This is a genomic window from Rhodanobacter ginsenosidimutans, from assembly GCF_042655685.1.
Classification (GTDB): domain Bacteria; phylum Pseudomonadota; class Gammaproteobacteria; order Xanthomonadales; family Rhodanobacteraceae; genus Rhodanobacter; species Rhodanobacter ginsenosidimutans.
In genome coordinates, this window is the sequence record NZ_JBHSMM010000001.1 from 908,801 (window position 1) to 920,853 (window position 12,053).

Consider the following 12,053-nt stretch of genomic DNA (forward strand, 5'->3'; position numbering starts at 1 on the left):
TGGCCGTCGAGACGCTCAAACGCTTTGGGCATGCTGTGCATCTACCGGTGAGCACGTCCCCGCTGCGCCATCGTCCTTCGCGTAATCCAGCGCCTTCTTCCGGAATCCCCGACATGCGTCTTGCATGCCTGTTCGCCATGGCCATTTCCGCCGTATCCGCGCCTGTTCTGGCGGTGGATGTCGACGGCCGCATCGATGCAACCGAATGGGAGGGCGCGCAGCACATCACTGATTTCCGCAAGGTGCAGCCACTGACCGGTGAACCGGCCTCGTTGCGCACCGAGGCATGGCTGCTGGCCACACCCGAAGGTCTGGCGGTGGCGTTTCGTTGCGACCAGCCGCCCGGCGTGCCGCGCACCCCGCAGCGCGTGCAGCGCGACTTCGAGGATCAGGTCGACCGGGTCAACCTGATGGTGGATTTCGACGGCACCGGCCGCACCGGCTACAACTTCGTGGTCAGTTCCACCGGTGGCATCAACGATGCCGTCATCACCAACGAGAGCGACTTCAACAAGGACTGGGACAGCAACTGGCAACACGCCGTCAGCGAGGATGCCGCCGGCTGGACGGTGGAGATGCTGATTCCGTGGTACATCGCGCCGATGCATGCCAGCCGCGACGGCAAGCGCACGCTGGGCATCTATCTCGACCGCGTCACCGGCTCCAGCGGCGAGCGCGACGCGTGGCCCACGGCCAGCTTCAAGCGGCCGCGGTTCCTGTCGGAGTTCCAGCGCGTGGCGGTGCCGGCCTACAGCCAGTCGCTGTTGGCGGTGACGCCGTACGTGTCCGGCCTGTACGACAACGTGCGCGGTCGCAGCCACTTCCAGGAAGGCGCCGACATCCTGTGGAAGCCCAGCGGGCAGTTCCAGCTCACCGCCGCGTTGAACCCGGATTTCGGCCAGGTGGAAAGCGACGACCTGGTGGTGAATTTCGGCGCCACCGAAACCTATGTCAGGGACAAGCGGCCGTTTTTCACCGAGAACCAGGGCATTTTCGATTTCAGCCTGCTGGACGACAACAGCCAGCTGATCTACACCCGCCGCGTCGGCGCGCTGGCCGACGATGGCCACGGCGCGGCCGACATCAACGCGGCGATCAAGCTCAACGGCAGTGTGGGCAGCACCAGTTACGGCGTGATCGCCGCGGACGAGGACGGTGAGGCCGGCCGTTTCTTCGGTGCCGCCCGCGTCACCCATGATTTCGGCACGCAAAGCCTGGGTGCGATGCTGACTCGCGTCGATCGCCCCTGGCTGGACCGGCACGCCACCGTGGTCGGCGTCGACCACCACTGGCAACCCACGGCGCGGCTCACCGTGGCCACCAACGCGGTGGCCAGCGACATCCTGCAGCACGGCACCCACACCCGCGGCAGCGGCGGCACCGTGCTTGCCGACTACGAGATGGGCGACGGTTGGCGCCAGCAGTGGTTGGGCATGCATTTCGGCGATCAGCTGCAGGTCAACGACTTCGGCTACCTGGAGCGCAACAATTTCAACTACGGCCACTGGGAAGTGCGCAAGCGCAATACCAGCCTGTCGCCCGATTCGGCCTACAGCTCGCACGACTGGCACTTCCGTATCGACGGGTTGGACAACGACCACGGCCTGCGCCTGCGCCGCCAGTTGCGCATCAGCCGCTCCAGCAACCTGCGCAACGGCGCCACCGAGGATGTGCAACTCAACCTCAACACGGCCGCCTGGGACGATCTGCTGACGCGCGGCCATGGCGCGGTTTTCCTGCCGCCCTCGCTGGCACTGGCCTACGACCGCAGCAGCCCACGCCACGGCGACTGGGCGTTCGAGCTGGAGGCGGAAGTGGTCAGCGGTGGCCTCAGTGGCAACCGGCGGCTCGGCTACGACATCGAGTTCATTCCCACCTATTTCATCAGCGACGCCTTCAGCATTTACGCCGGGCCGTATTTCGAGCACACGCCGGACTGGCTGGTATGGCAGCACGACAACCTGATCGGCAGCTTCGACCAGCACACGCTGCAGCTCAACGCGGGTTTCGACTGGAGTATCGACGACCGCCAGGAGCTGCGCCTGAAGCTGCAGGCGATCGGTCTGGATGCGCGGCTGCGCGATGCGTATCGCGTGAGTGGCGACGGCCGTGCCGTGGCCAGCGCCGAGGACGTCGATGATTTCAGCGTGCGCAACCTGGGCTTGCAGATCCGCTATCGCTACGAGCTGGCGCCGCTGTCGTACCTGTACGTGGTCTACGGCCGCGGCGGCTACGCGCAGGATGAGGATTACCCGTACCGCACCGGCGGCGTCTTCGGCAACACCTTCTCGCTGCGCGACGACGAGCAACTGCTGGTGAAGCTGAGCTATCGCTTCGACATCTGAGGCCGCACCACATCCGGCAATGCGAGAATGGCCGGCATGATCCCCCTCAAATACCTCCAGGCCTATCCCGTCGCGCTGCAGGACAAGGTGCGTGAGCTGATCGCGCAGCAGCGCCTGGGCGAGTACCTGGCGCGGCGCTACCCCGACCGGCACGACGTGCAGAGCGACAAGGCGTTGTATGCCTACACGACGGCATTGAAGCAGCAACATTTGAGGAACGCTCCCGGCATCGACAAGGTGCTGTACGACAGCAAACTCGACGTGGTGCAGCGGGCGCTGGGCCTGCACACGGCGATCTCGCGCGTGCAGGGCGGCAAGCTCAAGGCGAAAAAGGAGATCCGCGTGGCCAGCGTGTTCAAGGCCGCCGCGCCGGAGTTCCTCAACATGATCGTGGTGCACGAGCTGGCGCACCTGAAAGAGCATGACCACAACAAGGCGTTCTACCAGTTGTGCACCTACATGCTGCCGGACTATCACCAACTCGAGCTGGACTTGCGCATCTACCTCACCTGGCGCGAGCTGCCCGGGTCGGGCGGCGAACGCTGAGCTTTCCCCTGTGATTGCCCTTCGACTCCGCTGCGCTACGCTCAGGGAGAACGGCTGCGGAATCCTTACCCACCGAACGGAACGACGATGGAAAGTGTGGCGCTGCAAAAATACCTGTTGCGGTTGTTCGAGAAGCATGGCGTGGAGATGGAGGCGGACGAGGACGGCTGGCTGGTCACCGACGACGATTTCCCCGCGATCCGCGCCGAATGGCATGAAGGCGTCGCCGGCGAACCCGGTCGGCTGGACGTGGACGTGGTGCTGAGCGAGGAGCGCCGCATCGAGGAAAGTTTCGCGGGCTTCGGCGGCGGTGAGGCTGGTTGCCGCGACGCGCTGCAAGGGTTCGAACGCGATGCGTTCCACGTACTGCTGGCCGCCTGCTGGTACGTCACCGACAGCCGCCGTATGCAGATCACCTCCTGGGAGATGGGTGTTCGCACCTGGGATGTGTTCATCGGCCCGTTCACGCTGCGCGGCGTGGACATCACCGACATGGAGATGCTCGACCAGGTGCCCGTCGCGATGGAGGCCGCGCTGCACAACGAGGCGTTGAAGCCCGAGCTGCACTGGTTGCGGCTGGCCTATCGCCGCACGGGGGATAGCGAAGTGCGCTGCGAGGCCCTGCTCGACAACGAGCCGTGGACCGCCGGCACGCAAGCGCTGGCCACACTGGCGTGGCCGTCCGACGAGCTTGCCTATACCGCCCGCAGCTTCATCGTGCTGGACGTGCGCGACTATTGATTGCGCGATTTCTGTAGGAAAGAAAAAACCCGGGCATCGTGGGATGCCCGGGTTTCAACGTCGCAATAGCCGGCCCGATCAGTTCGGCTGTGCCAGATCGTCCAGCAGTGCCTTGAGGAAGCGCGCGGCTTCACCGCCGGTGGCGGCGCGGTGGTCGAAGGTCAGGCTGATCGGCAGCCGCCGGTGTACTTCGATGCCGCCGATCACTGCGACCACGTCGTGGCTGAGTTTGCCGGCGCCGACGATGGCGACGGTCGGCGGCACCACTACCGGGGTGGCATAGCGGCCGGCGAACATGCCGAAGTTGGACAGGCTGATGGTGTGGCCGGACAGTTCCGACGAGGGGATCGAGCGATCCTCCACCTGCGCCCGCAGGCGCTTGATCGCGGCACGCACGCCGGCGGCGTCCAGCACGTCGGCATTGCGCAGCGCAGGCACGAACAGGCCGTCGTCGGTGTCCACCGCGATGCCGATGTCCACGTGCGGGTGCTGGGTGCGGCTGAGGTTTTTGCCGTCGAACCAAGCGTTGAGCGCGGGCACGCTCTTGCAGGCGGCCACGATGGCGCGGATCAGGCGCGCGGTGATGTCCTGCTTGCCGATCCATGCGTGCAGGTCGGCGTCGTCGACCAGGGTGGTGGGCACGACCTGGGCATGGGCGTCGGCCATCACGCGGGCCATGTTGCGGCGCACGCCCTTCAGTTGTTCGGGCTGGCCGCTGGCCTGCTGCGAGGGCGGTGCGGTGCGGACGGATTTGCCGGCGAGCGAAACCGCCGTTCTCCCCTCTCCCGATGTCGGGAGAGGGTGGCGCGCAGCGCCGGGAGAGGGTTCGGGCGAAGCGGAATGTCGCGCTCCGACCGTACCCTCTCCCCCAGCCCCTCTCCCGGAGGGAGAGGGGAGCAGGGGCGCGCTGCCGTTGGCGGCCGCGTTCTTCACGTCCTTCAGCGTGACCACGCCGTCGGCACCGCTGGGTGTCACGCGGGTCAGGTCGACCTTCAGCTTTTTCGCCAGCGCGCGCACGGCCGGCACGGCTTTCACGCCGCCGACCGAGGCGGCCTGTTCCACATGCACGGTGTTGCCGCTGACCATGGCGCCGACCACGGTGCCTTCGTCCTCGCGATCCACGCCTTTCACCGCGACTTCGCCGCCTTCATCGGACGCCACCACTTTCCGGGAATTGTCCGGGGCCGGGCTGCCCACGCTCTTGCGCGGGCCATGGTGATGGCCGGTGGATTCGGCTTCGGCGCGCTGCTTGGCGTTGGGGTCCGGTTCGAACTCGGCCAATGCGGCACCGGTCTCGATCACGTCGCCGGGGGCGCCGTGCAATTTGGTGACCTTGCCGGTGTAGGGCGAGGGCACGTCGACGATCGCCTTGGCGGTTTCCATTGAGCACAGCGGCGCATCCAGCTTGATGCTGTCGCCCACTTTCACGTGCCACTCGACCACGGTGGCATCGGGCAGGCCTTCACCGAGGTCGGGCAGGTAGAACGTCTTGAGATCAGCCATTTGATTTCATCCGGGAATGGGGAATCGGGAATGGGGAATCGGAAGAGCGGGCTGGCAGCGCGATTTTGCTTTGCCTATTCCCCATTCTCTACTCCCGATTCCCGGCGGTCAGCTCAGCTGACCGCCAATGTACGCTTCACGGCCGCGGTGATGCGTTCCACGCTGGGCATGTATTTCATTTCCAGGCGGAACAGCGGGATGTGGGTGTCGTAGCCGGTGACGCGCTCGACCGGGGCCAGCAGGTCGTAGAAGCATTCCTCGGACAGGCGCGCGGCGATCTCGGCGCCGAAGCCGGCGGTTTTCGGTGCCTCGTGCACGATTACGCAGCGGCCGGTCTTCTGCACCGATTCGGCGATGGTGTCGAAATCCAGCGGGGTCAGCGTGGCCACGTCGATCACCTCGGCACTGATACCCTCGGCCGCCAGTTCATCGGCGGTTTCCAGGCATTCCTTCACCTGCGAGCCCCAGGTCACCAGGGTCACGTCGGTGCCGTCGCGCAGCACGAAGCACACGTCCAGCGGCAACGCCTCGCCGTCGTCGGGCACCTCTTCCTTGTACTGGCGGTAGATGCGCTTGGGCTCGAAGAAGATCACCGGATCGGGATCGCGGATCGCGGCCAGCAACAGGCCGTAGGCGCGTGCGGGCGAGGAGGGCAGCACCACGCGCAGGCCGGGAATGTTGGTGAACAGGTGCTCGTTGGCCTCGGAGTGATGCTCCGGCGCGCGGATGCCGCCGCCCCATGGCGCACGGAAGACCGCCGGCACGGTGATGCGCCCGCGGGTGCGGCTGCGCATGCGTGCGGCGTGGCAGGCGATCTGCTCCATCATCGGGTAGATGAAGCCTTCGAACTGCGCTTCGGCCACGGCTTTCATGCCTTGCGCGGCCAGGCCCACGGTGACGCCGGCGATGGTGGCTTCGTCCAGCGGCGTGTCCAGCACGCGCAGTTCGCCGAATTTTTCCTGCAGGCCCTGGGTGGCGCGGAACACGCCGCCGTTGACGCCCACGTCCTCGCCCAGCACCACGACGCTGTCGTCGTGGGCCATCTCGTAGGCCAGTGCCTGGGTGACTGCTTCGACCAGTGTGATCTGTGCCATCTCAGTGCCCCTTCTGTTCGAGCGAAAGGACGTAGTCGCGCTGTTTGGCCAGGTCGGCGGGCACCTCGGCGAAGATGTAGTCGAACATCGCCGTCACCGGCTGGGTTCGGGTTTCCAGGTAGGCGTTCACTTCGTTGTCCATCCACTCATCGCATTCGGCTTTCCAGGCTTCCTCTTTCGCGTCGTCCCACACGCCTTTGGCGGTCAGCCAGTTGCGCAGGCGCTTCATCGGATCCTTGGTCCAGGCTTCCTTCACTTCATCCTCGCCGCGGTAGCGGCGGGCGTCGTCCGCGGTGGTGTGGTCGCCCAGCCGGTAGGTGACCAGCTCGACCACGCTGGCGCCTTCGCCCTTGCGGGCGCGGTCCAGCGCGTCGCCCATCGCCTTGCGCACGGCGATGATGTCGTTGCCGTCGACCTGGATGCAGTCGAGGCCCGCGGCGATGCCTTTCTGCGCCAGCGTGGAGGCACCGGACTGGATCCGGCGCGGTACCGAGATCGCCCACTGGTTGTTCACGATCACCGCCACCATCGGCAGGTTCTGCGCGCCGGCGATGTTGATGGCGCCGTAGAAATCGCCCTTCGACGAACCGCCATCACCCACCGTGCAGACGGCGACGCGCGGCTCCTTGCGGATCTTGAACGCCAGCGCGGAGCCGGCCGCGTGCAGGCACTGGGTGGCGATAGGCACCGACCAGGCGAAATCGTGGCGGGCGGGCTCGCGCTGGTAATCGTTGCCGCGCTCGTCGCCGCCCCAGTACATGTAGACCTCGCGCGGCTGCACGCCGCGGTACAGCTGGGCGCCGTATTCGCGATAGCTCAGGGTCAGCACGTCTTCGGGCTTCATGGCGCTGCCGACGCCCACGTGCGCTGCTTCATGGCCCAGGCAGCTGGCGTAGGTGCCCAGCTTGCCGGTGCGCTGCAGCGCCACCGACTTGGCGTCGAACACGCGGGTGGACAGCATGGTCTTGTACAGCCCGACCATGTGCTCGAGGTCATTGGCGAACGCGGGCAGGTCGTCCCGGATCTGCTTGCCCTCGGCATCGAGGTATTGCAGGTATTCAATTTCAAACTTGGCGGCGATAGTCACGACTCGCTCCGAGGTGGGGAATCTAGGGGGAACAAAGGCGGTGGATGGCGCCATGGCAGCTGAAAAATCATCCCGGCGCACGAAACCGCCCAGACAAGACCGCGCTTGATAACAGGCCCGTTCGTGGGGCGGCAAGGTACAGCGCAACATCGGTCACTGTATGAAAATCGTGTAAGCCTCTGTTGTGTGGAGGTTTTCAGGCGCTTCCTCAGGGCGCGGAACGAACATTGTAATTGCCCGCCCGGATCGATACGTCTGCCATAGGTCAAGACCGCACCGCCGGGCAGCCGTTACCATGGCCGCTTTGTAATGCATGGAATCGGCATGAGCGACAACCAGCGTGAGCTTGAGGAGGGCATCCAGACCGATCTCGACGGGCGGATGACGTACGGCGGTTACCTCCAGCTGGACACGCTGTTGTCGGCGCAGCGGCCGTTGAGCGATCCGCCTTATCACGACGAGATGTTGTTCATCGTGCAGCACCACGTGGCGGAGCTGTGGATGAAGCTCATGATCCACGAGATGAAGGCCGCGGTGGATCACCTGCAGCATGACCAGATCGATGCCTGCCTCAAGGTGCTGGCCCGGGTGAAGCAGATCCAGCGCCAGCTGTTCGAGCAGTGGGCGGTGCTGGAGACGTTGACGCCGTCGGAGTACCTGGAGTTCCGCCACGCCCTGGGCCCGTCGTCGGGCTTCCAGTCGCTGCAATACCGGCAGATCGAATTCCTGCTGGGCAACAAGCAGCCGGCGATGCTGGCCGTGTTTGCCCACGATGCGGTGGCCCAGGCCGCGCTTCGCGAGATCCTGGAGGCGCCGAGCCTGTACGACGAATTCCTGCGCTACCTGTCGCGTCGCGGCCACGCCGTGCCGGCGGAACTGCTGCAGCGCGACTGGGCCCAGCCGTACCAGCGCAGCGAGGCGCTGTTGCCGGCGATCAAGCGCATCTACGAGCATCGCGCCGATTTCTGGCCCGAATACCACATGTGCGAACAACTGGTGGATGTGGAGGAAAGCTTCCAGCTGTGGCGCTTCCGCCACATGAAGACGGTGGAACGCATCATCGGCCACCGCCGCGGCACCGGCGGCTCGTCGGGCGTGGGTTTCCTGAAAAAAGCGCTGGAGCTGGAGTTCTTCCCCGAGCTGCTGGACGTGCGCACCATTCTTGGCAGTTGATCCCATCGGCTGACGCGGATTTGTTGCGGCGCATTTGACGGCTTGCGCGGTGGGCAGGTACACCTTCGCGCATCCATTGAATTGATGCGTACGGAAACCATGACTCCAGCCACTACCAACGCGGCATCGAACGGCGTGCCGGCCTATCCACAAATGCTCGGCCACCCGCGGCCGCTGTGGATGCTGTTCATGTCCGAGTTCTGGGAGCGCTTTGCGTTCTACGGCATGCGCTGGGCGCTCACGCTGTACATCGTGGCGCAGTTCTACGGCGGTGACGATGCGGGCCAGGCATCCGCCAGTCGCACTTACGGCGCCTATCTGGCGCTGGTGTATGCCACCGCGGTGTTCGGTGGTTACGTGGCGGACAAGATCATCGGCTACCAGCGTTCGATCCTGCTGGGCGCGGTGGTGATGTCGGCAGGGTTGTTCATGGTGATGGTGCCGAACCATCAGGTGTTCATGTTCGGCCTGGCCACGGTCATCGTGGGCAACGGCCTGTTCAAGCCGAACATTTCCTCGATGGTGGGCCAGCTGTATGCGCCGGGTGATTCGCGCCGCGACCGCGGGTTCACGTTGTTCTACATGGGCATCAACGCGGGCGCGCTGATTGCGCCGGTGCTGACCAGCCTGCTGGCGACGCGCGTGTTCGGCACGCCGGGGCACCAGAACTACCACGTGGTCTTCGCCGCCTCGGGCGTGGGCATGCTGATCAGCCTGGTGTGGTTCTGGTTTGGTCGCCGCCAGCTCGGCATGGTGGGCCGCCCGGCACCGGAAATCGCCAGCCGCGTGCGCGTGGTGTGGGTGGCGCTGGGCGTGCTGGTGGCCATTCCGCTGGTGTACCTGCTGATGGATCGTGCCGGCGCGGTGGTGCTGCAGTGGTTGTTGACGGTGCTGTTCCTGGGCGTGGCGGTGATGCTGGTGGCCGAGGCGATCCGCACCGGCCGCGTGCAGATCCAGCGGGTGATCGCGATGCTGATCATCTTCACCTTCAACGTACTGTTCTGGATGTTCTTCGAGCAGGCCGGCAGTTCGTTCAACTTCCTGGCCCAGCACATCGTCGACCGCAACCTTGGCGGCTGGGACTTCCCCATCGGCTGGTTCCAGTCGGTGAACCCGGTGGCCATCGTGTTGCTGGCGCCGCTGGTGACGCTGGTGTGGGCATGGTTGGACAAGCGTCGCGCCGAGCCCTCCATTCCGCGCAAGTTCGGCCTGGGGCTGATCGGCAACGCATTGGGTTTTGCGGTGCTGATGTATGCGTTGTCCAACCTGGTCGGCAGCGACGGCATGATCCCGCTATGGACGCTGGTGCTGTGCTACGTGCTGCAGACCGCCGGCGAGTTGTGCCTGTCGCCGATCGGCCTGTCGATGGTGACCAAGCTGGCGCCGTTGCGGCTGGTGGGCCTGGGGATGGGCGGCTGGTTTCTCTCCACCGCCATCGGCAACAACCTGGCCGGGCTGTTTGCCGGCCACGTCAGCGGCGAGACCGGCATGACGGTGGAATCGGCGCTGTCCGGTTACACCATGGGCTTCTGGATCCTGCTGGGCGGCGGCGTGGTGTTGTTCCTGATCGCCCCGCTGATCAACAAGCTGATGCACGGGGTGCGCTGAGCGCGCCCGATATCTAATGGGCCACTGATGCTCGCGCAGGATGGGCGGCGCGCGACGCTATTCCATCCTGTTCGGGACCCTTGCGTCGATACGGTCGGGGCGGTTGGTTTGACCATCGCTTCACGGTTTCCCTACCAAGATTGCCCGGAAGGCCCGCTGTCTGAACGGGTTTGTGCCCCGCGAGATTCATGGCGGGGATTATCCGGTTCCCGGACGGAATGACGTCTGGATTCGAGACAACCTGCCGACTGACTTCAATCGTCACGGGAGAGTCGCCGGTGTTGATCAAGAGCTCGAAACAAGTTTCGCGCTGGCGCGTACCCAAACGTTTTCCGGTCTCGCCCGAATCGGGGACTTCTGCCGGATCTCGCCTCGAACCGGGGATAGCGTGGCCCGAGCCGGAAGGCGCCACCCGGGTACAGCACCTGCAGGTATATCGGTACGACCCCGAATCCGGAAAAAATCCGCGCATTGATACCTACGCGATCGACCGCGACAAATGCGGGCCGATGCTGCTCGACGCGCTGATCAAGATCAAGAACGAGATCGACCCCACGTTGACCTTCCGCCGCTCCTGCCGGGAAGGCGTGTGTGGCTCGTGTGCGATGAACATCGATGGCACCAACTGGCTCGCCTGCATTCGCTCGCTGGATGAAATCAGCGAGCCGTCGACGGTGTATCCGCTCAACAACATGGATGTGGTCAAGGACCTGGTCGGCGATCAGACCCACGCGCTGGCCCAATACGCCTCGATCAAGCCATGGTTGCGCAGCAAGACACCCGCGCCGACGGGTGAGCGTTTGCAATCACCGGAAGAGCGCAAGCGGCTGGATGGCGACTATGAGTGCATCCTGTGTTTCTGCTGCACCTCAGGTTGCCCCAGTCACTGGTGGAATGGTGACCGCTTCCTTGGCCCGGCGGTGCTGCTGCAGGCGCATCGCTGGCTGGTGGACAGCCGCGATGAGGCCACTGCCGAACGCTTGGACGAACTGGAAGATCCGTTCAAGCTGTATCGCTGCCACACCATTCTCAATTGCACGCGTACCTGCCCCAAGGGGCTCAATCCGGGCAAGAAGATTGCCGAGATCAAGCTGATGATTCAGCAGCGAAGGAGCTGAAACATGACCACGGCACGCCCGCGTCCACGCTCGCCGGACATCCAGATTTACCGGCCACAACTGACCTCGGTGCTGTCGATCCTGCACCGAATGACTGGCGTGGTGCTCAGCGTGGGCAGCGTGTTGCTGGTGACGTGGATGGTGGCCGTGGCGGCGGGTGGCGATACCTACGCCCTGGCTGACCGCTGGCTGCGTTCGTGGCTGGGTATCGTCTTGTTGGTGGGCTGGACCTTTGCCCTGTTCTATCACTTGTGCAACGGCATCCGGCACCTGGCCTGGGATCTGAATTTCGGCTTCGAGCTGGGCAGCATCTATCGCTCCGGCTGGGCGGTGGTGGCGGTCAGCGTGATCCTGACAGTGGCGACCTGGACATTCGGCCTGGCGGGTGGGGGATAAGCGCATGTCTGAATGGCACCGAGGTGACCCGCTCAACCGCAACCCTCCGTCCGCCCGATCGTCGCCGCTATATCGCGCCATCGGGCTGGGTTCGGCCAAATCCGGCTCACATCACTGGTGGCTGCAGCGCGTGACCGCGGTGGCGCTGGTGCCGCTGCTGTTGTGGCTGCTGGGGTCCTTGCTGGCCCATGCCGGCGGTGGTCATCAAATGGTGGCGTCATGGCTGGGCCGACCCGCTGTGGCCGTGACCATTGCAGTATTGCTGGTAGCGCTGTTCTGGCACATGAAACTGGGCCTGCGCGTCATCGTGGAAGACTATGTGCATGCCGACCGTGTGAAGTTTGCAGCGCTGATCGCGGTCGATCTGATCTGCCTGGCGCTGATGGCCATCGGTGTGTTCACCGGTTTGTATCTGGCATTTCGTTGACCCAGTACGTGGCCG

General features: G+C 64.8%; 11 protein-coding genes. 8 read left to right on the forward strand and 3 right to left on the reverse strand.

Annotated elements, in window-relative coordinates:
• Positions 1-113: 113 nt before the first annotated feature.
• From ACFPK0_RS03805 to ACFPK0_RS03815, 3 genes are all read left to right on the forward strand, one after another.
• The gene (locus ACFPK0_RS03805; RefSeq protein WP_377338481.1) at positions 114-2,345 is read left to right on the forward strand and encodes a DUF5916 domain-containing protein; all 2,232 of its coding nucleotides are present in this window, start codon (positions 114-116) and stop codon (positions 2,343-2,345) included.
• Between the two features lie 36 nt (positions 2,346-2,381).
• Positions 2,382-2,891, forward strand: a complete 510-nt coding sequence (locus ACFPK0_RS03810; RefSeq protein ID WP_377338483.1) for a M48 metallopeptidase family protein — start codon at positions 2,382-2,384, stop codon at positions 2,889-2,891.
• 87 nt (positions 2,892-2,978) lie between these two features.
• Positions 2,979-3,632 carry a DUF6348 family protein gene (locus tag ACFPK0_RS03815; RefSeq protein ID WP_377338485.1) on the forward strand — a complete coding sequence of 218 codons (654 nt, stop codon included), beginning with the start codon at positions 2,979-2,981 and terminating at the stop codon, positions 3,630-3,632.
• A gap of 78 nt (positions 3,633-3,710) precedes the next feature.
• Here the strand turns inward: ACFPK0_RS03815 and ACFPK0_RS03820 are convergent, their stop codons facing one another.
• The 3 genes from ACFPK0_RS03820 to pdhA form a co-directional block, all read right to left on the reverse strand.
• Entirely contained in the window at positions 3,711-5,135 is a 1,425-nt protein-coding gene (locus ACFPK0_RS03820) for a dihydrolipoamide acetyltransferase family protein (protein WP_377338487.1), read from the reverse strand.
• Between the two features lie 113 nt (positions 5,136-5,248).
• Entirely contained in the window at positions 5,249-6,229 is a 981-nt protein-coding gene (locus ACFPK0_RS03825) for an alpha-ketoacid dehydrogenase subunit beta (protein ID WP_056081762.1), read from the reverse strand.
• A 1-nt stretch (position 6,230) separates the two neighbouring features.
• Positions 6,231-7,316, reverse strand: a complete 1,086-nt coding sequence (gene pdhA / locus ACFPK0_RS03830) for a pyruvate dehydrogenase (acetyl-transferring) E1 component subunit alpha (protein ID WP_377338490.1) — start codon at positions 7,314-7,316, stop codon at positions 6,231-6,233.
• Positions 7,317-7,640: 324 nt separating this feature from the next.
• Here pdhA and ACFPK0_RS03835 point away from each other — a divergent pair, with 324 nt between their 5' ends.
• From ACFPK0_RS03835 to sdhD, 5 genes are all read left to right on the forward strand, one after another.
• On the forward strand, positions 7,641-8,489 hold the full coding sequence (locus ACFPK0_RS03835) for a tryptophan 2,3-dioxygenase (protein ID WP_056081757.1): 849 nt from the start codon (positions 7,641-7,643) through the stop codon (positions 8,487-8,489).
• Between the two features lie 99 nt (positions 8,490-8,588).
• Positions 8,589-10,097: a peptide MFS transporter gene (locus ACFPK0_RS03840; protein ID WP_056084015.1), complete on the forward strand. Its 1,509-nt coding sequence runs from the start codon at positions 8,589-8,591 to the stop codon at positions 10,095-10,097.
• 188 nt (positions 10,098-10,285) lie between these two features.
• Positions 10,286-11,215 (forward strand): succinate dehydrogenase iron-sulfur subunit, encoded by a 930-nt coding sequence (locus ACFPK0_RS03845; RefSeq protein WP_377338492.1) that lies wholly within the window; start codon positions 10,286-10,288, stop codon positions 11,213-11,215.
• Positions 11,216-11,218: 3 nt separating this feature from the next.
• Positions 11,219-11,611, forward strand: coding sequence for a succinate dehydrogenase, cytochrome b556 subunit (sdhC, locus tag ACFPK0_RS03850; protein ID WP_377338494.1), 393 nt, complete (start codon positions 11,219-11,221; stop codon positions 11,609-11,611).
• Between the two features lie 4 nt (positions 11,612-11,615).
• On the forward strand, positions 11,616-12,038 hold the full coding sequence (sdhD, locus tag ACFPK0_RS03855; RefSeq protein ID WP_377338496.1) for a succinate dehydrogenase, hydrophobic membrane anchor protein: 423 nt from the start codon (positions 11,616-11,618) through the stop codon (positions 12,036-12,038).
• The last annotated feature ends 15 nt before the right edge of the window (positions 12,039-12,053 follow it).